Origin of the sequence: Streptomyces sp. I05A-00742, assembly GCF_013055795.1 — a bacterium.
Taxonomy (GTDB): Bacteria; Actinomycetota; Actinomycetes; order Streptomycetales; family Streptomycetaceae; genus Streptomyces.
This window is the reverse complement of record NZ_JABETO010000008.1, coordinates 205,797-224,306: the sequence shown is the minus strand read 5'-3', so window position 1 is coordinate 224,306 and position 18,510 is coordinate 205,797. Positions and strand designations below refer to the sequence as shown.

The window sequence follows — 18,510 nt, the reverse complement described above, 5'->3', positions numbered from 1 at the left end:
GGCTGTCCGCACGCGGCCCGGAGTCGCGCCGGGCACGCGCCGTCGGCCCGTGCCCCGCCGGACGCACGGCCCGCGTCAGCGCCCTCATCGCGCCCCACCGCCGTCGAGCCGGTCCCGCACCGTCGCGACGAGGGCCACGGCCACCTCGTCCGCCCGGCGGTCCGCGGCGTAGGACCGCAGGCCCGGAACGGCCGCTGCCGGGGCGGCCGGCCACGACCGCCACGCGCGTTCCAGCGCCGCCGGGAGAGCGTCGGTGAGCCGCCGCGCCTCAATCGCCGAGCCGGCGGTCACCCGGAGGGCGCCGACCCGGAACCGGACCGACGGCGGGAGCGCGCTCACGCGGTCGCCTCCCAGGCCACATGGGGAACCGGAAGGTTCTGTTTGCGCAGTTCCTCGGCGAGTTCGGCCTCGATCATCGCCCGGTCCACCGGACGCCCCACCTCCGCGGCGAGGAACGCGGCCCCCAGCGCGACGTTGCGGATCGAGCCGCCGGTGAGCGGCAGGGCGGCCAGCGCGTCCCAGCGCACCGCTTCGACCGGGGCCTGCGGCGGGAACGCCGAGCACCACAGACGGCGCCGCTCGTCCACCGACGGCAGGGGGAAGTCCACCACGAACCGGAAGCGGCGCATGAACGCGGGGTCGATGGCCTGCCGGAGGTTCGTGGTGATGACGGTGAACCCCGAGAAGGTCTCGATGCGCTGGAGGAGGTCGCCCACCTCGGCGTTGACGTGCCGGTCCGTCGCGTTGGCCACACCGCCGCGGGTCCCCCAGACCGCGTCCCCCTCGTTCCAGACCATCATCGAACCGGAGCGCTCGGCCGCGTCGAACACCGCCGCGACGTTCTTGGACGTCTCGCCCACCCACTTGGAGATGATGCGGCTCAGGTCGATCACCATGACCCGTACGTCGAGCGCCGACGCCAGCACCTCGGCCGCCATCGTCTTGCCCGTCCCGGACGGGCCGCAGAACAGCGCCGCCACCCCCCGCCCGCGCCAGCTGCCCCGCCCGCCCACCCGGGCCGCGAAGCCCCAGTCGTCGAAGACCCGGGCCGCGTGGCGCACATGCGACTCCACCCGCCGCAGCGCGGCCTCCGTGGCCGGCGGGAGCACGATGTCCTCCCAGCCGTAGGCGGGTTCCACCAGGTGGACGCCGGGCAGCGGGGACGGTGTGAAGGACCGGGCGGCCACGTGCCAGAGCGCGGCCGCCGCGCCCGCGGCGTCCGGGGCGGCGTCGACGGCCTCTGCGGCCTCGGCCGCCGCGGTGGCGATCCCCTTGGCGTCGAGCCGGAACTGCGCGGCCACCCGCTCCACTCCGTGCCCCAGCCGGGCCGCGCGGTCCGGGCCCAGCGCCGCGGCCCACCGCCGGCCCGCGGCGCCGGGACCGTCCCCCGGGGCCGGGACGACGTGGACGCCGCGCGCGATGCCGTCGGGGACCTGCTGTCCCGTCAGCAGGACGTGCCCCAGCACGCGGTCGGCGAAGGCCGCGACCGGCCCTTCCGACGGGCCGTCGACGGCGTCGATCACCAGGGCGGCGCTCTCCAGCATCGCCTCGCGGCTCCACCGCGCGGCCAGAAGGTCACGGGCCCCGGCGTCCTCGGGAACGTCGCTCCCCGACATGCGCCACGGGGTGAGCCCCAGCGCCGCCAGGGCCGTCGCGATCTCCTCCGGCGGAACGCCGGGCACCAGCACCAGCGGCGGCAGACCGAGCGGCCCCCGGGAGGCCAGGGAACGGCCCAGCGCCGCCGGCAGGTCGCCCTCCTCACCGGGACCGGCGGCGGGTACGGGCAGCGGAGCCATCCGGGATGACACCAGCGGATCGCGCACCGGCCGGCCGAGCAGGCGGTCCAGCACCGGCGCGGCCAGCGCCAGGCGGGCCTCGATCCGCGGCGACGCCGGCTCCGGCTCCACGATCCCGAACCGCACCAGCGGCAGGGCCGCCGCCAGCACCGAAGGACACAGCCCCGCGACCGCCCGGCACGCCAGCCACACCGGCAGCCCGCCGCCCACCACACCGCCGTGCGCGCTCGTCGCCTCCGCCGCCGCCCGCGCGACCCGCTCCGACGTGTCCGCCGCCAACAGCAGGACGACCAGCTCCAGTTCGGCGCGGGACAGGTCGAAGCCCTCGGCCATGCGCCGCAGCGGGGACGCCGGACCCGCCCCCTCCAGCCACTGCCCCAGCGGGGCGAACCCGTCGGCCGGCACCTCGCCCCGGGCGATTCCGGTCAGGACCGGCAGGGCCATCGACTCGGCGAGCACGGCGAGGTGCGCGCGGGCCTGGTCCCCCTGCGGCTCCGGGCTGGCCGCGGCCGCGGCATCGGACGGCGGCGCCGACATCAGGCACCACCCCCGACCGTCACGGTGTCGTCCGCCGGCAGTGTGACGGCCGGCGAGGGATCCGGCCGCACACCGACCCGTGCCTTCTCCACTTCCCTGGCGGGCGGATAGGTGTCGCCGACGTCGAGGAACACGGTCGTCACCAGGAAGTGCGCGCAGGGGCGCAGCGGGGACTGCAGGGCGGACCAGATCTTCGTCGACAGGTCGACGTCGACCGGCGCCTGGGACACGGTGATCTGCTCCGGCTGGTGGGCCGGGTCGTGGAGCGGCTCGGTGGTGAGCCGGTCGAGCATATGGGTGGGCGTGTCGGGCTCGTTGATCTCGTCGAGGATCGCCTTGATGAGCTTGCGCGGGACGATTCCGTGCCGGTTGAGCGCCGCGACGCCGAGACCGAGCAGCACCTCGCGTTCGAGGTCGGCGCCCGTGGCCGCGAGCAGGTAGTGCAGATCGACGGCCAGCGGCGACGGGGCGACCCGCCGGCCGCTCGCATCCACGTGCGGCTCGTACATGTTGCGCCAGGCCGGGTTGGGGCCCACATGGTGGAGGAACAGGTACAGGCCCGCCGGTTCCGGCTGTCGCGGGGCCGCCGCCGGGGTGGAGGGCGTCGACGGAGGACGTGGCGGGGGCTCGACGGAGACGGCCGGCGGGGTGAGGGGGTCGTAGGCGATCTTGACGCGTCGCTGGAGGACCTGCTGCAACACGTAGGTCGTCGCGGGGACGGCGAAGTGCGCCGTCATGACGCCCCCCTTCGCGCCGCGCCGGCCGGACCGGACTCCAGCAGGTACTGCTCCAGGGACGGGCCGGTCCTCGGCCGCGGGCCGCGCTCCCTCGGCGGAGCCGGTGCCCTGTCGGCGACGATCCGCACCTCGACCCGTCCGATCTCGACGACGACCGGGGCCGGTTCCGTCTCGGCCCCGACGGCCGGAGGCGTCCCGGAGTCCGGCTCCACTGTGAGGGGTTGGGCGCGCACCACGTCGGACACCGCCGCCGGTTCGGCGGCGGGCGCCGGGTGCGCGGGGGCCGCGGCCGCACGGACCGGCACGGCGTCACCACCCTCCACGACGGGTCCCGGGGCGGGGGCGGTGGGCGGCGCCTCGGGCGCGGGCGCCGGGCGCGTGACCGGAACGGCCGGCGGCGGGGCGGCGTCGGCCCGGGACGGTCCTTCCGCGCTCTGCCGGGAGGCGGGCGGGGGAAGTTCGGTACGGACAACGGGGAGGGGGCTCTCCCTGTCGTCCCGCGGACGCTCGCCGTCGCCGACGGGCGCGTCCGGCCGCCGCGGGCGCTCCGCCAGGCCCCCGGGCAGGTCTTGCTCAGGCCGGGGCGCGCCGCCGGGAGCCGCGTGGACCGACGGGGGACCGTCGGCGGACGTCTCGTCCCCCCACGGCCGGCCGACCGCGGGAGCCACGGACGGCAGGACCGACGCGTCGTCCGCCGGGCGCGGGAGCGGACCGGGGAGCGCGTCGTCCTCCGTCTCCTCGAACAGGGAGCGCGGTCTCGGTTCGGCGGCCACGGCGGTCGCGTCCTCGTCCCCGGCCGGGCCGCCCGTCATCCCGCCCGCGCGCCGGAGCGCCTCCGCGTACGCCGACAGCCGCGCCGTCATCGGACCGCCGCCGCACGCCGGGCCGGGGAGCGTCCCCCGGTGATGAGTTCCACGTAACGGCGGCGGCGCGGGGTCGGCAGCGCCAGGATGGCCTCCTCCGACCAGCCGTAGCCGCCGGCGATCACATCCACCTCGCGCATCAGCCCGTCGACGAGCACGTCGAGGTCCCGGGCCACGAAGTCGGCGGGATCGGCGTCCGCGGCGACGGTGTGCCCGCACTCCGCGCACGACAGGCCGACCCGCAGTGAACCGGCCGGGTCGAGGGCCTCCCACGCGTCGACGAGCCGGTCGAGGTCGTCCGGGCCCAGCAGTGGTGGTTCGTCCAGGCAGGTGCGCGAGGCGAGCGCGCGCAGCCCGTCGGACGGGGAGCGGCCCGCCACCGCCGTCAGGTCCGCCAGCAGCGGCAGCCGGAACGCCGGTTCCGCGTCGCCGACGACGAGGCGCGCGACCGCGTCGGCGGCGGCGCGGGGCAGTCCGGTCACGTCCTCCACGGGCAGCACGAACTCGTTGTCCGTGCCGCAGGCGGGGCACAGGACGTGCGCCTCGACCGGGCGGCCGACCAGGCTCCGGTGCACCAGGAGCAGGCGCTGGTTGCGGGTGCCCAGCGGGTAGCCCAGGGCGTCCGGCCCGTCGACCGCGAGCAGGAGGGCGACGACACGGTCCCCGGCGGAGCCGCGCCGCGACAGCGGCCAGAGCCGGACGACGTCCTCCGGGCTCGGCACGGAGGCGGGGGCGGGTGGGGAGTCCACGGTACGGATCACGGCTCGACGAAGCTCGGTTCCTTGGGCTCGGCCACGGACAGGTCGCGTTCCCAGCCCTCGTTCTCGAGCTTGAGCTTGGCGATGGCCACGGCGTTGGCGTTGGCGTCGAGGTCGGGGAGCGCCTGGTACTCCGACACCCAGCACCGGTGGACGACGTAGCCGAGCACGACCTGTCCGGCCTCGTTGAGCAGTTCGAGGATGATGTCCTTGCGGAAGTCGGCGAGCGACACCTCGCCGCCCGCGGAAGCCTGGAAGTTCCACGTCTTGTTCGCCCACTGCTCGAACTCCGCGTCGTGGGTGACCCCGCGTTCGAGCGTGATCGCGTCGTACTCGCTGCGGCCGGGCGACTTGTACGACGTGGAGGGGTCCCCGCCGGAACGGTGCTTGACCACCTCGGTCGTCCGCTTCAGCAGGGAGACCTTCGAGACGCCCGCCACGTAACGGCCGTCCCACTTCACCCGGAACTTGAAATTCTTGTAGGGGTCGAGCCGCTGGGCGTTGACCGAGAACTGTCCCACGATGTGCTCCTGTCTCAGACGGCCGGCTGCACGATCTGCTTGAGGCTGATCACCACGAACTCGGCCGGTTTGAGGGGCGCGAACCCGATCACGATGTTGACGATTCCCTGGTCGATGTCCCCGGGGGTGGTGGTCGACGCGTCACAGGCGACGAAGTAGGCGTCCCGCGCCGAGACGCCCTTGAAGGCGCCCTGCCGGAACAGCCCGTGCAGGAAGGCCGTGCAGTTGACCCGCAGCTGGGACCAGAGCTCCTCGCCGTTCCGCTGGTGGACCGCCCAGCGCAGGGAGTCCGACAGGGAACGGAGGATGTGGTTCGCGGTCCGCCGCACGGGGATGTACTTCCACTGGCTCGCCAGCGCGTCCGCGCCGTCCACGGTGCGCGAGCCGAACGCGACGGTCTGGTACAGCGGGAAGCGCCGGATGACGTTCAGTCCCAGGGGGTTCAGGAGGCCCTGTTCCCCGTCGGACATCTCGACGGACGGACCGTAGACGCCCGCCAGGAAGGCGTCGGTGCCGGCCGGCGCCTGCCAGACGCCCACCTGGTTGTCGGTCCTGGCGATGACACCGGCGACGGCCCCCGACGGCGGGTGCGACACGATCGTCCCCGGATGCAGCGGATCGTCGACCCTGATGTTCGGGAACCAGGCACCGGCGTGCGACGACCGGAACCCCAGCTTGGTGGACTTCCACGACGACGCCGATCTGATGTCGACGGCGAACGGCGGCGGGTCGACGATGAGGAACGCGAACTTGCGCGCGCACACCCGGGCCGCCTCGGCGTACACGGCCGACGCCCCCGTGTGGTGCAGCGACTTCGGATTGGTGACCGAGGGGCGGACGAGGTCGGGCAGGCACAGGAGGTTGAAGAACGGGTCGAGCGCGTCGAGCGCGGTGACCGCGCTCTTGAAGGCGTCCGTCGACGGCTGCCCGTCGGCGTCCCCGTCGAGGCCGGACTTGGTGTCCGAGACGAGGATCTGGTCGGTGCCGCCGAACACGACCTTGTCGTACGGGTGACCCAGCCGGTAGCGCGACGGGTTGGCGGCCAGGACCGTCAGCTTGTACTCCTCCAGCAGCGAGGCGCCCGCCGCCGCGGCCGGGGCCCCGATCGTGACGGTCGCGTCGTGGACGCGCTCGGCGCCGGGCACCTGGTCGGGGCGGCTGATGGTCAGGCGCAGGAACGCGCCGTTCTCGCAGAGCTCCCCCTCCACCGAGGCACCGGCGAGCTTGGCCCGCCGGGCGGCGTCGGCGTGGATGGCCCGGTTGAGCGCGACGACGAGCTGGTTCACCAGCTCCAGACGGCCGGGCGGCCTCTTGGCGCCCTTCTTGAAGACGGTCACCGCCAGGTCCTTGACCGAGGACGCGGCGTCCTCCTTGCCGTCGGCGCCCCTCCTGATCACCGACAGGCTGACGGCGTAGTCCTTGTCGAAGTCACCGGCCACGGCGTCCTTCTCGATGCGGTAGACGGATCCGGTGGGCTGTGGGCCGGCGGCCCCCGCGCCCAGTAGCTTCACCTCGACCAGCCGGGAACCGGTGTCCGGGTCGCCGAGCACGGTGTCGACCGTCCGGGCGTTGCCCGCCTGGGTCGTGAGATCCGCGAACCGCTCCACCGCACCGGTCACCGGGTCGACGACCGTGAGATTGAAGCGCTTCGTGTCGTGCGGCGGCGTGGTCGAGTAGGGATGCGCTCCGATTCCGAACGGATCGATCTCCAGGAAGAGCGATCCGCTCGCGGACCCCGAGCTCAGGGCGGTCACGGCGAGGGAGGGGTTGGCCGTGGTGACGCTCTGCCCGATCCGGGACTCGGCCTTCACGGCGTTGCTCACGGGGAGCCGCTGGACCTCGGCCCGGCCGCCGCCGTTGGCGAAGAAGTGCATGACGGAGTACGACAGTGAGCTCTTGTCGTACAGTCCGCCGAAGTTCCGTTCGAAGTCGGCGAAGCTCAGACACGTCGTCGTCCGCTCGTCGATGCCCCGGAGGGTCGGCCCCATGAACAGGGCGGTGGACGTGGGCGCACCGGTGACGGTCCGGACACCGGAGTCCAACTCGCGTGTGTAGACGCCGGGATAGGTGAGGTTGAGCATCTCATGGCCTCCGTGGGCCCGGGGTGTCCCGGCAGTGGCAGGGGGACGCGACGAGGCGCGTGGCCGGCGCGGACAGCGGACCGGCTGGTTCCAGGTCGGACGAGTACGTGCAGCATCATCGACGCGGGGCCGGTCGTACGGAGCGTCCGTCGCCGCTGACACGCGGTAGACGTGGCAAATGGTTGATCCACATGTGACGGCCGAACGGTCCGTACGTGATCCGTGGAGGGTGCGGTTCTCGTGATCTCCGTCGCTGTGGCCGGTCCCCGCCCCGCCTAGAGTCCGCACCATGGACCGACACGTGGCGTTCGAACGTTTGCACAACTTCCGTGACATGGGCGGCTATCGCACCCGGGACGGTGCCGCCGTGCGGTGGGGGCGGCTCTACCGTTCCGACTCGCTGGGCAAGCTGCGCGGCGAGGACTGGGACCGCTTCCTGAAGCTGGGCATAGGGACCGTCATCGACCTGCGCTACCCGTGGGAGATCGACGCCAAGGGGCGGGTCCCCGAGCACTCCTCCCTCACGTACCACAACCTCAGCATCGAGCACCGCCCCTACGACCAGGCCGCCCTCGGTCCGGACATCGACACCGGCAGATACCTCGCCGACCGCTACCTGGAGGTCGCCCACGACGGTGTCGAGGAACTGCGCCGGTCGCTCCAAGTGATCGCCGCCGCGGAGGACCGGCCCGTGGTGTTCCACTGCGCCTCCGGCAAGGACCGCACCGGCCTGCTCGCCGCGGTCGTGCTGACCCTGCTGGACGTGGCCGAGGCCGACATCGTCGAGGACTTCACGCTCACCGGGCTCGCGACGGAGCGGCTGGTCGCCGACTGGCGGGCCGGCAACCCCGGCCGGGAGCTGACCTGGCCCGACTACGGCCGGGCGCCCGCCGAGGTGATGACCCTGTTCCTGGCCGGCCTCACCGAGCGGCACGGGTCCGTGCGCGCCTACGCGGAGAAGCTGCTCGGCGCCGACGACACCCTGGTCGCCGCCCTGCGCCGGAACCTGCTCATGCCGGAGCCCGCCGTCTGACCTCCGGCTACGACCGCTTGTGCCCCCGGGCCCAGCGCATCCCCCACCCGTACAGCCGGTCGAGGTCGGACTGGAACCCGTACACGTACGTCGCCTCCCGGCGCACGGTCAGGTGCCCCTGCCGGTTCTCGATGAGCGCCACGGCGCAGGACCGGGCCTGGGGGACCCGCTCCTTCAGCTCCACGGCGAACTGGTGGCCGTCCGGGAGGTAGAACGTCAGCACGCTGTCGACCCGGCCGAAGACGGGCGTGCAGTCGTAGTTGTAGACGAAGACCAGCATCCGCCGGAACTCGTCCCGCTTGTCCAGGTTGATGTACAGGGTCTCGCCCATCGGGCCGCCGAACCTGCTGTCCTCGCTCAGGGAGATGTACGGCGGACGGTACAGATCACCGTGGAAGCCGCCCAGCGGCTGCACGACGCCCTTCGTGCCGTCCGTGAGTTCGTAGAGGCAGGCCAGGTCCAGATCGGCCGAGACCACGGCCGGGCCGTGCACCTGCACCGACGCGCCCATGGGGGCGAAGAGGCTGCGCAGCAGCCCGGTGCGCCGGTCCCCGCCGGGGCCGGTGTGCATGCTCCAGGTGAGGTTGACGCGCAGGGTGCCGCCGGTGGTGCCGTGGTTGGTCAGCCAGTCGGTGGGATGGGCCTTCGAGAGCCGTTTGTGGTGCGGGGCCGCCCACTCGAAGCCGTGCCGGGCCTCCTCGCGGCGGACCGCCCCGCCGCGCAGGTAGGCCCATAGACTGCCGTCCTCCTCGGCGGACGGCGTGGACCTCCCGGAGGACGGATCCCTGCCGTCCGGAAGGGGGCGGCGGAAGCGGTGCGGACGTGGACCCATGGCTGACGTACTCCCTCTCGGCGTGCCGGACGGCGCCCGGTGGCGGACGCACACCCTGAGCAACGGCGGAGGGCGGCCGGGGGACATGGGCGGCCCGGGGGCGGACCGCGGCGCACTCCGCCCGTCAGCCCGAACTGCGCAGCGCTGCCGCGGCCTTGGACCAGTTCCCGCGCAGATTGTCGAGGTACGTACGCGCCTGCGGCCCCGGACGGGCGCCGCGCGCGAACGCCGCCATGTTGCCCGCGCCGGTGTTGTACCCGAGGGCCAGCAGCTCCTCCTTGGTGTACGAGTCCGGCCAGGAACCCGGCAGTTGGGCGGCCAGGTCCCGCAGGTGCCAGGACTCCGCCCGGATGGCCAGACCCGGGTCGTCCGGCAGGTCGAACCAGCTCCGGCCTGCGAACGGCCGCCCCCGCTTGGTCTCGTCGAAGGCCGCCCGGTGCATATTGGCGACCCCGAAGGCGGAGTCCGGCTTGATCTTCTGCCAGGACTTCTCCCACTCCGGGTCGTGCGGCTTGTACGACTCGTTGTAGAGGATCGCCATCACCAGTTGCGGGCTGACGCCCGCCTCCCGGGCGTACCGCTTCACCTGGGGGGCGAAGCGCGCGGGGTCCTGGGCGTCGGTCTTCCCGGGCGACTTCCGGTCGTCCCCGCCCGTCGGCGACGGACGGCCGGACGCCGGCGGACGTCCGCCGTGCCCGTCCCCGCCGCCGGAATCCCCGCCGCCGCACGCCGTGGTGCCCGCGCCGACGGCCGCCAGGACGGCCAGCACGGCGAGCGACGGCCGGAGCCTGCGGTGCTTCCTCACGTTTTCTCCTCCTGTTTCGCCGCCGACCTGCCCTCCGGACGACCGTACACAGCATTCCGCCCGCCCCGCGCTCCCCGTCCCGGCGGGCGCCTCCCGGAGGAAGGCCGCCGGACCCGCCATGGCATGCTGAAACGGTGAACGGACCCAGGATCACCGTGACCTTCGACCCCGGACTGCGGCTCTTCGTCCCCGCCGAGCGGCGGGCCGAGCGCATGACCGTCGTCACCGACGGCTCGTCGTCGCTCGGGCATGTGATCGAGTCGCTGGGCATGCCGCTCACCGAGGCCGGCCGGCTGCTCGTCGACGGCCGCGAGGTGCCGGTGTCCCATGTGCCGGGCGAGGGCGAGACCGTGGAGGTGCGGGCGGTCGAACGCCCACAGCCGGTTCCCGGGGCGCCGCTGCGGTTCCTCCTCGACGTCCACCTCGGGACGCTGGCCCGGCGGCTGCGCCTGCTGGGCGTCGACGCCGCCTACGAGAGCGAGGACATCGGCGACCCCGCGCTCGCCGCCCGGTCGGCCGCCGAACGCCGCGTGCTGCTCTCCCGCGACCGGGGCCTGCTGCGCCGCCGGGAGCTCTGGGCCGGCGCCTACGTCTACAGCGACCGGCCCGACGACCAGCTGCGGGACGTCCTCGGCCGGTTCGCCCCGCGCCTCGCGCCGTGGACGCGGTGCACCGCCTGCAACGGCGAGCTGAAGGACGCCGACAAGGACTCCGTCGGCGAACTCCTGGAGCACGGCACGCGGCACACCTACGACGTCTTCGCGCAGTGCGCGGCCTGCGAGCGCGTCTACTGGCGCGGCGCCCACCACGCGCGGCTGGAGGCGATCGTGCAGGAGGCGCTGCGCGAGTTCGGCGGCGCGGAGGCCGCCGACGGCCCCGCCGGGGCCGCGGTCACGGCAGGGTGAGGATCCGCGGGCCGTCCGCCGTGACGGCCACGGTGTGCTCGATGTGGGCCGCCCGGCTGCCGTCGGCCGTGCGCAGGGTCCACCCGTCGTCCGCGGTGCGGTAGGCGTCCCTGCCGCCGGCCATCAGCATCGGCTCGATCGCCAGCACCAGCCCGTGCCGCAGCGGGAAACCCCGGCCGGGGCGGCCGCGGTTGGGCACGTGCGGGTCCTCGTGCATGGCGCGGCCGATGCCGTGCCCGCCGAAGTCGGCCGGCATGCCGCAGCGCGCCCGGGCCGCGACCGTGCCGATGGCGTGCGAGATGTCGCCCATGCGGTTGCCGGCGAGCGCGGCGGCGATCCCGGCGTCGAGGGCCTGCCGGGTCGCGGCTATCAGCGCGGTGTCGGCGGGACGGGCCGTCCCGACGGTGAAGGAGACCGCCGCGTCGCCCGTCCACCCGTCCAGCCGCGCACCGCAGTCGACGCTGACCAGGTCGCCGTCGCGCAGCCGGTAGCCGGTGGGGACGCCGTGCACCACCGCGTCGTTGACCGATGTGCAGATCACCCCGGGGAAGGGTACGGGCGCGAAGGACGGGCGGTAGCCGAGGAACGGCGAGTCCGCCCCCGCCTCCGCGAGGACCCCGCGGGCCACCTCGTCCAGCTCCCGCAGGCTGACACCGACCCCCGCCGCCTCTCGTACGGCGGCGAGCGCGTGGGCCACCACCCGGCCCGCCTCGCGCATCGCCTCCAGCTCGCCGTCGCTCTTGATCTCGACCATGTCCGGCACTCCCTTCCCCATTCTTATACCGGTATTTGTATCCCGGTATTAGTATCACGGTCATGGTGAGAACTCCTCTGACCCCCTGGGAACGGCAGCGCGGCGAGCTCTTCGGCGCCCTGATCCGGCAGGCCCGGGGCGACCGCAGCATGGTGGAGGTCGCCGCGGCGGCCGGCGTCTCCGCGGAGACCCTGCGCAAGATCGAGACGGGCCGGGCGCCGACCCCCGCCTTCTTCACGGTGGCGGCGCTGGCCGCCGCGCTGGACCTGTCCCTGGACCGACTGGCGGCCACTTGCGTACCGGAGGAGGACGTCGCCGGGCGGGCGCTGTCGGCGTAGACCCTTGAAGTGCCGTACCTCAAGGGGCCGGTGACCGCTCACGCGGCACACCGGCCCCTTGAGGTACGGGACTTGACTGGCCGTCAGGATTCCTCGGCGGCTTCCTCGCCCTCGGCCGGCGCGCCCTCGGCGGCGGCTCCCGCTTCCGCCGCCTCTTCTTCCTCTTCCTCCTCCTCGGCCGGTGGCTCGGTCTGCGCCGCCACGACCTGGAGGATCGCCGTGCTCTCGTCCACGGCCAGGGACGTGCCCCGCGGCAGCTCAACGTCCCCCGCCCGGATGGTGTGCCCCGCCTCCAGGCCCTCGATCGACACCGTGAACCCTTCGGGGATGTGCGTCGCCTCCGCCTCGACGGGCAGCGCGTTGAGCATGTGCTCCAGCAGGTTGCCGCCCGGGGCCAGTTCGCCCTCCGTGTGGACCGGCACGTCCACGGTGACCTTCTCGCCCTTCTTCACGGCCAGGAAGTCCGCGTGGACCAGGAACCCCTTCAGCGGGTCGCGCTGCACCTCCTTGGGGATCACCAGTTCTCCCTGCTTGCCCCCGAGGTCGAGGCGGAGCAGCACGTTCGGTGTCTTCAGCGCCATCATCAGGGAGTGCCCGTCGAGCGCCACGTGCTTCGGCTCGGCGCCGTGGCCGTAGATGACTCCCGGAACCTTGTTGTCCCGACGGATGCGACGGGCGGCGCCCTTGCCGAAATCGGTGCGCGTTTCGGCGGCCAGTTTGACCTCGGCCATGACTGCTCTCCTCGTGTGTCGGCGTGTCCGGACCGTCCGGTGACGTCACCCGGACCCGGCAGACCTGTACGAGGGGAGCGCGACGGGACGGATCGCCGCACCCCATGAGTACGGCCTCCCTCGCCGAGCAACGCGGCGAGTGTACCCAGCGGCGGAGGCGGATCATCCGCTTTGTGCACCGGATGGCGCAACCGCCGTTTCGTGCCCTGCGGCGGGTGAACCGGGCGCCGGTTTCAGCCGTGCCGTCGCCGGGCTTCCGCCATGCGGCGCACCGCCTCGGTGAGCAGGTCCGGGGAGGTCGCCAGGTTCAGCCGGACGTGCCCGGCGCCGCCCGCGCCGAACGGCAGGCCCGAGGTGAGCGCGACCCGCCCGTGCTCCAGGAAGACGGCCGCCGGATCGTCCCCCAGGCCCGTCGCCCGGCAGTCCAGCCAGGTCAGGTAGCCGCCCTCCGGCGCCCGGTACCGCACCTCGGGCAGCTGCCGCGCGAGGAGGTCACCGAGCAGCCGCCGGTTCGCGTCCAGCCCGCCGAGCAGGGCGTCGAGCCAGCCGCCGGCGTGCCGCAGGGCGGCCGTGTGGCTCAGGACGCCGAGGTGACTCGGGCCGTGGCTCACCTCGGGCGGCAGTCGGGCCAGGCCGGCGGCGGCCGCCGGGCCCGCGACGACCACCGCCGCCTTGAGACCGGCCAGGTTCCAGCCCTTGGACGCCGACATGACGGAGAACGCGTCCTCGGCCCCGGGCACCGAGAGGTACGGCACGAACTCCGCCCCCGGCAGGACCAGCGGCGCGTGGACCTCGTCGGCCACGACCCGCACCCCGTACCGCCCGGCCACCGCCGCGATCGCCGTGAGTTCCTGCCGGGTGTGCACCGTCCCCGTCGGGTTGTGCGGGCTGCACAGCAGCAGGGCCGCGCGCCGCCCGCCCTCCGTGGCCCGCCGGAAGGCGGCCTCCAGGACGGCGGGGTCCGGACGCCCCGCGCCGTCCAGGGGCGCCTCGACGACCCGCCGCCCCGACCGTGCGACGAACGCGTGGAACGGCGGGTACACCGGCGGCGTCACCACCACCGCGTCACCCGGGCCGGTCACCAGCCCCAGCGCCTCGACGACGCCCCGCATCACGTCCGCCACCACCGCCGTACGGTCCACGACGACCCCGTCCCAGCCCCAGCGCTCCCGGGCGAACCCGTCCAGCGCCTCGGCGTAACCGTCGCCGGTCGCGTACCCGGTGTCCCCCAGGGCGACCGCCTCGGTCAGCGCCCGTGCCACGGGCTCGGCGAGGGGTACGTCCATCTCCGCCACCCAGAGCGGCAGGACGTCCGGCGGGTACGTCCGCCACTTCGCGCTCGTACGGCGGCGCAGGCCGTCGAGGGACGGCCGGCGCATCGGATCGGTCTGCTCATGCGACATGCCGACCATTCTGCGCGGCAACCGCCGTACGCCCCAGGGGCGTGTCCCGCCGTCAGGCCGTGCGCTCCTCGGCGCGGTCGGCGCCCCACAGCGTGTGGAACGACCCCTCGCGGTCGGTGCGCCGGTAGGTGTGGGCGCCGAAGAAGTCGCGCTGCCCCTGGGTCAGGGCGGCGGGGAGGCGTTCGGCGCGCAGCGCGTCGTAGTAGGCGAGCGCGGCCGAGAACCCCGGGGTGGGCACGCCCCGGCGCACGGCGGTGGCGACCACCTCGCGCCAGGCCTCCTGGGCGCGGCCCACCTCGCCCGCGAACTCCTTGTCCGCCAGCAGCGTCGGCAGGGCCGGGTCGGCGGCGAACGCGCCGCGGATCCGGTCGAGGAACGCGGCCCGGATGATGCAGCCGCCGCGCCAGATGGCGGCCACGGCGCCGAGGTCGATGCCCCAGTCGTACTCCGCGCTCGCGGCGCTGATCATGTTCCAGCCCTGGGCGTACGACACCACCTTCGACGCGTAGAGCGCCTCCTCCACCCGGGCCGCGAACGCCTCGGCCTCGTCGGGGGAGAGCGGCGACCCCGCCGGCCCGGGCAGCGTACGGGCCGCGTCGCGCAGCCCCCGGTGGCCCGACAGCGACCGCGCGAACACCGCCTCGGCGATCCCGGACACGGGCACCCCGAGGTCGAGCGCGCTCTGCACCGTCCACCGCCCGGTGCCCTTCTGCTCCGCCTCGTCCGCCACCACGTCCACGAACGGCCGCCCGGTCGCGGCGTCGGTGTGGGCGAGCACCTCTGCCGTGATCTCGATGAGGTACGAGTCGAGCCGTCCGGTGTTCCAGGTGCGGAAGACCTCGGCGATCCGCGCGGGCCCGTACCCCGCGACCGTGCGCAGCAGGTCGTACGCCTCCGCGATGAGCTGCATGTCGGCGTACTCGATGCCGTTGTGCACCATCTTGACGAAGTGGCCGGCGGCGTCCGGCCCGATGTGGGTGCAACAGGGGCTGCCGTCGGGGGCCTTGGCGGCGATGGATTCGAGGAGGGGGCCCAGCGCTTTGTAGGATTCGGTGGATCCGCCGGGCATGATGGCGGGCCCGTTGAGGGCGCCCTCCTCGCCTCCGCTGATCCCGGTCCCGACGAAGTGGATCCCCTTGTCGCGCAGGGCCTTCTCACGGCGCCGGGTGTCGGCGAAGTGCGCGTTGCCCCCGTCGATGATCACGTCGCCTTCGTCGAGGAGGGGCGCGAACTCCTCGATGACGGCGTCGGTGGGGTCGCCGGCCTTGACCATGACGATGAGCCGCCGGGGCTTCTGGAGGGCGGCGACGAACTCCTCGGCGGTCTCGGCGGGGACGAAGTCTCCTTCGTGGCCGTGCTCGTCGATGAGCGCCGTCGTCTTGGCTGTTGTGCGGTTGTGGACGGCGACGGTGTGCCCGTGTCGGGCGAAGTTCCGGGCGAGATTGCTGCCCATGACGGCGAGGCCGGTGACGCCGATCTGTGCGGTGGGCTGGGTGGCGGGGGAGCTGGGCATCGCGGTGGTCCACTCCTGTTACGTGCGTCGAAGGCTTGTGCGGGACATCAACGTCGGAGGGCTCGAAGATCTTCCCTCCGGGCACCCGGGCGCCGCCCGGCCATCGTCGCACGGGCCGTTCGCGGGGGGCGGGAGGTGACCGTGGGCCTTCCGTCTCGCTCGCCCGCGAGGGCTTCGCACCTGTGGCCCGATTGTGTGACATGCATCAGTCGTCGGGGTGGGGGTGGGCTCCATACGGAGGAGCTCGGGTGCGGGGGAGTCACTCGAAGGCGCTGCCTGGCCGTCGTGTGATCACAGCGCTTCGACGCGGTCCGTGACGGCTTCCGACGGGTCCGATGCTGACCTTGCTGATGGGTGGTCAGCTGCACGACGGCTGGGTCTCTGGCGATGCCCATTGCGCGGGTGACGGTGATTTCGATGACGACTCGGTTTGGATTTACGTGCGGGGGCTTGTAGCGCTGGGTGCAGCGTCGTTTTGCGTCGGATATGTATTCGGGGTCGACCTTGATGACCGCGGTGCCTCCGAGGGTGCACCAGCGGCGGCCTTCGGCCCGGCTGACCGCGACCAGGACATCGGGGCCGGCGGCGCGTATTTTTCGGACTTTCTTGCGCCTGCCGCAGGCACGAGTGCGGGCGGATCCACCCTTTCGCGTTCACGCAGGAGAGATCAGCGTGCTGTGGTGGAAGCCGAGTCGTGGGTCGTGCCACCACGGAAGGCCGTCGACGTACTGCCGCAGCTGCGGCATGCGCACCCGCTGCCGGACGGTGTTGGCCGGATAGTCGTAGACGGTGATGGTGTTGAGCCCTCGGTTGGCGGTGAACAGCAGGCTCTGGTCGGCGGAGAGTTGGCAGGCGTAGACCGAATCGAGCAGCGTTCCGCGCGAGACCCGCAGGGCGCCGAGGAAGTGTCTGCTGCTCGCGGCCGGTGAGCCGCGGGTGAAGGCGTCGGTCACCTGGTGCAGTGCCTGCCGGCCGGCGAGGAGCTGCTCGGGCAGGCCGGGGCGCTCGTCGATGATCCGGTGCGTGGCGAAGTCGTCCAGGTCGATCATGACGATGGTGCCGCTGCCACCGTTGCAGTAGATCAGTTCACGGTCGGACACGCAGACGTCCGAGTTGATGTGTGCCGGGGTCTCGCGAGCGGCGGTCCAGTGGCGCAGGACCTGCCCGTGTTCCGCGCCGATCTCGAAGACGTACTCCTTGAGGTAGGCCATGGCCCACTCGTGCCAGTCGTGTCCTTCCTGGGGGAGGACACGGAAGGAGAGGGCGTAGAAGCGGTCCTCGCGGGGATGGACGGCCACATGCCAGCAGGTGGCCGGTAAGCCGACGCGGCGGGCCGTGCCCGTGCGCAGGTCGAAGATGCCGACCTCGCGGGCCTCGCCGCGGTCGGGGTGGTCCATGCCGCCGTAGACGAGGTAGCGGCCGGAGGCCGTGGTCTTCATGGCGTGGGGCAGCTTCAGGCCGTGCGGGCCCAGGCGCTCGGGACGGTCGAGCCTGTCGATGTCGAACCGCCACAGGTGCTCGCCGATCGCACCGATGACCTCCCGGTTTCCCAGCCAGGCGATGTGCGTGGTGCCTTTGACGGACGAGTCGGTGGGCTCGATCTGCAGAGTGGACAGGCGGTCGGTCTCGGCGAGGGTCGTGATGTCGTAGTAGAGCAGGTGCTGGCCGGTGTTGCCGAGGAAGCCGAGCGTGCGGTCCGGGCTGACGCTGACGGCGTGACCGCCGGCGATGCCGTCGTAGTACTCGATCTTGTACGCGTACCGGCCGGTGGCGGGGTCGTAGCGGAAGACGCAGACGCCCGCCCGGCCTTCCAGGCCGTTGAGACCGCTGCCGTCGAGAGCGATGTGGAAGGCGTACGGGTACGCGTCCGGCCGGGTGGCGGGCGGGGTCAACGGGGCTGCCTCCCGGGCCTGACATGACGGAAGCCGGAACTGTCGGTGTACTCGGGCCGAGCCGGCCTCCACGGGGCCGACCCCGCCGACAGGTTCAAGGTCTCGGCCACCCTGGCGGCGGCGTCCCGGAGCGAGGACGAGGAGTCGGCACCGGCCGTCTCCGCGACGGGCCCCGTGCCGCCCTGCCCGTGTGCCGCGATGGTGCTCAGGGTGGTGCCGAAGGACCTGCGGTAGGCGTCCTCCACCAGAGCGCGCCGGACCGCGGGCCGCAGCGCGGGGGTGATCGCCCGCCACAACGGGGGGAGGGCGAACTGCTGATAGGCGCAGATGGTTACCCTGGTGCCGCCGCCCGCGGTCCGGGTGAAGGACACCGAGCCGTCGTCCTGAAGCGCGGAGGCGTTCGCGCTGTGGACCTGCCTCCAGCGGAGCAGCTGCTCGTCCGGGCCGTAGTCGATGGTCTCCAGCTTGCAGACGTCGAGTACGTCGGCGCCGCACAGCGCGAGGTAGGCGGGCTGGGCCCGGTTGATGCTCCGCTCGATCTGCCGAATCGGCCGTCCGGCCTCGTCGCGTGCCCGGACGTCCGTACAGCCGGCGAGGTGGCCGCTGGTCAGAGTGATCACCTGACTGATGTCGAGGCGCGTGGTGAACTCCTCGAAGGGGGTGGGTACTTGCCTCTCGCAGCGGAACAGTACGGCTTCGTCCAGGTAGCGCCACCGCATCCCGTCGGCGTTGGACGGGACGGACGCGATCAGCCGGTCCAACGGTTCGAGGTGACGGGCCACGTCCTCGAACTCCGCGGGCCCGAACGCCAGTGCGTCGACGCCGAGCGGTGTCGGCGCGGTGCGGGCCGGGGCGTCCGTCGGGCGGCTCCGAAGGGCGGACGCCAGCTCTGTCGCCAGCTCCGCCGACCGGTCGACGACCGTCAGGAAGCCTCGCAGCGCCGCTCCGGCCGGGGGGATGTCGGGCATGGTTCCGCCTTACCCGGCGCCACCGCCTCCCATACCAGCCGGG

18 protein-coding genes are annotated in these 18,510 nt (G+C 73.2%); 3 read left to right on the top strand and 15 right to left on the bottom strand.

What is annotated here, in order from left to right:
• Positions 1-84: 84 nt before the first annotated feature.
• From HN013_RS11140 to HN013_RS11110, 7 genes are read right to left on the bottom strand one after another with little or no spacing between them, the layout of a single operon-like run.
• Positions 85-339 carry a hypothetical protein gene (locus tag HN013_RS11140; RefSeq protein WP_171165711.1) on the bottom strand — a complete coding sequence of 85 codons (255 nt, stop codon included), beginning with the start codon at positions 337-339 and terminating at the stop codon, positions 85-87.
• A complete protein-coding gene (locus HN013_RS32895; protein WP_171165709.1) occupies positions 336-2,333 on the bottom strand; it encodes an ATP-binding protein in 1,998 nt (665 codons plus the stop codon). Before HN013_RS32895 ends, HN013_RS11140 begins: the two co-directional genes overlap by 4 nt.
• Positions 2,333-3,070: a DUF4255 domain-containing protein gene (locus HN013_RS11130; RefSeq protein WP_171165707.1), complete on the bottom strand. Its 738-nt coding sequence runs from the start codon at positions 3,068-3,070 to the stop codon at positions 2,333-2,335. The genes HN013_RS32895 and HN013_RS11130 overlap by 1 nt, the downstream gene beginning before the upstream one ends.
• A complete protein-coding gene (locus HN013_RS11125) occupies positions 3,067-3,933 on the bottom strand; it encodes a hypothetical protein (RefSeq protein WP_171165705.1) in 867 nt (288 codons plus the stop codon). Before HN013_RS11125 ends, HN013_RS11130 begins: the two co-directional genes overlap by 4 nt.
• Positions 3,930-4,694, bottom strand: a complete 765-nt coding sequence (locus HN013_RS11120; protein ID WP_171165703.1) for a hypothetical protein — start codon at positions 4,692-4,694, stop codon at positions 3,930-3,932. Before HN013_RS11120 ends, HN013_RS11125 begins: the two co-directional genes overlap by 4 nt.
• Positions 4,691-5,212 (bottom strand): phage tail protein, encoded by a 522-nt coding sequence (locus tag HN013_RS11115; RefSeq protein ID WP_171165702.1) that lies wholly within the window; start codon positions 5,210-5,212, stop codon positions 4,691-4,693. Before HN013_RS11115 ends, HN013_RS11120 begins: the two co-directional genes overlap by 4 nt.
• A gap of 14 nt (positions 5,213-5,226) precedes the next feature.
• Positions 5,227-7,293 (bottom strand): phage tail sheath C-terminal domain-containing protein, encoded by a 2,067-nt coding sequence (locus HN013_RS11110; protein ID WP_171165700.1) that lies wholly within the window; start codon positions 7,291-7,293, stop codon positions 5,227-5,229.
• A 289-nt stretch (positions 7,294-7,582) separates the two neighbouring features.
• On the opposite strand from HN013_RS11110, the gene HN013_RS11105 reads away from it, so the two are divergent.
• On the top strand, positions 7,583-8,326 hold the full coding sequence (locus HN013_RS11105; RefSeq protein WP_171165698.1) for a tyrosine-protein phosphatase: 744 nt from the start codon (positions 7,583-7,585) through the stop codon (positions 8,324-8,326).
• A 7-nt stretch (positions 8,327-8,333) separates the two neighbouring features.
• Here the strand turns inward: HN013_RS11105 and HN013_RS11100 are convergent, their stop codons facing one another.
• A complete protein-coding gene (locus HN013_RS11100; protein WP_171165696.1) occupies positions 8,334-9,158 on the bottom strand; it encodes a Tellurium resistance in 825 nt (274 codons plus the stop codon).
• 124 nt (positions 9,159-9,282) lie between these two features.
• The gene (locus HN013_RS11095; RefSeq protein WP_171165694.1) at positions 9,283-9,963 is read right to left on the bottom strand and encodes a lytic transglycosylase domain-containing protein; all 681 of its coding nucleotides are present in this window, start codon (positions 9,961-9,963) and stop codon (positions 9,283-9,285) included.
• Between the two features lie 134 nt (positions 9,964-10,097).
• Here HN013_RS11095 and HN013_RS11090 point away from each other — a divergent pair, with 134 nt between their 5' ends.
• A complete protein-coding gene (locus HN013_RS11090) occupies positions 10,098-10,868 on the top strand; it encodes a Mut7-C RNAse domain-containing protein (protein ID WP_171165691.1) in 771 nt (256 codons plus the stop codon).
• Here HN013_RS11090 and map read toward each other — a convergent pair.
• On the bottom strand, positions 10,855-11,622 hold the full coding sequence (gene map, locus HN013_RS11085) for a type I methionyl aminopeptidase (protein ID WP_171165689.1): 768 nt from the start codon (positions 11,620-11,622) through the stop codon (positions 10,855-10,857). The genes HN013_RS11090 and map overlap by 14 nt on opposite strands.
• A gap of 62 nt (positions 11,623-11,684) precedes the next feature.
• Between map and HN013_RS11080 the strand changes: the two genes are divergently transcribed.
• Complete coding sequence (locus HN013_RS11080; RefSeq protein WP_171165687.1) at positions 11,685-11,960, top strand: helix-turn-helix transcriptional regulator; 276 nt, start codon at positions 11,685-11,687, stop codon at positions 11,958-11,960.
• An 83-nt stretch (positions 11,961-12,043) separates the two neighbouring features.
• On the opposite strand, the gene HN013_RS11075 is transcribed toward HN013_RS11080, so the two are convergent.
• The 5 genes from HN013_RS11075 to HN013_RS32890 all read right to left on the bottom strand — a co-directional run bounded on the left by HN013_RS11075 (position 12,044) and on the right by HN013_RS32890 (position 18,467).
• Positions 12,044-12,691 (bottom strand): 50S ribosomal protein L25/general stress protein Ctc, encoded by a 648-nt coding sequence (locus HN013_RS11075; protein ID WP_171165685.1) that lies wholly within the window; start codon positions 12,689-12,691, stop codon positions 12,044-12,046.
• Between the two features lie 233 nt (positions 12,692-12,924).
• Entirely contained in the window at positions 12,925-14,103 is a 1,179-nt protein-coding gene (locus tag HN013_RS11070) for a MalY/PatB family protein (RefSeq protein WP_171165683.1), read from the bottom strand.
• A gap of 43 nt (positions 14,104-14,146) precedes the next feature.
• On the bottom strand, positions 14,147-15,607 hold the full coding sequence (gene gndA / locus HN013_RS11065; RefSeq protein WP_171165681.1) for an NADP-dependent phosphogluconate dehydrogenase: 1,461 nt from the start codon (positions 15,605-15,607) through the stop codon (positions 14,147-14,149).
• Positions 15,608-16,260: 653 nt separating this feature from the next.
• Entirely contained in the window at positions 16,261-17,499 is a 1,239-nt protein-coding gene (locus HN013_RS11060) for a hypothetical protein (RefSeq protein WP_249374911.1), read from the bottom strand.
• A complete protein-coding gene (locus HN013_RS32890) occupies positions 17,496-18,467 on the bottom strand; it encodes a hypothetical protein (RefSeq protein WP_249374910.1) in 972 nt (323 codons plus the stop codon). Before HN013_RS32890 ends, HN013_RS11060 begins: the two co-directional genes overlap by 4 nt.
• Positions 18,468-18,510: the final 43 nt, after the last annotated feature.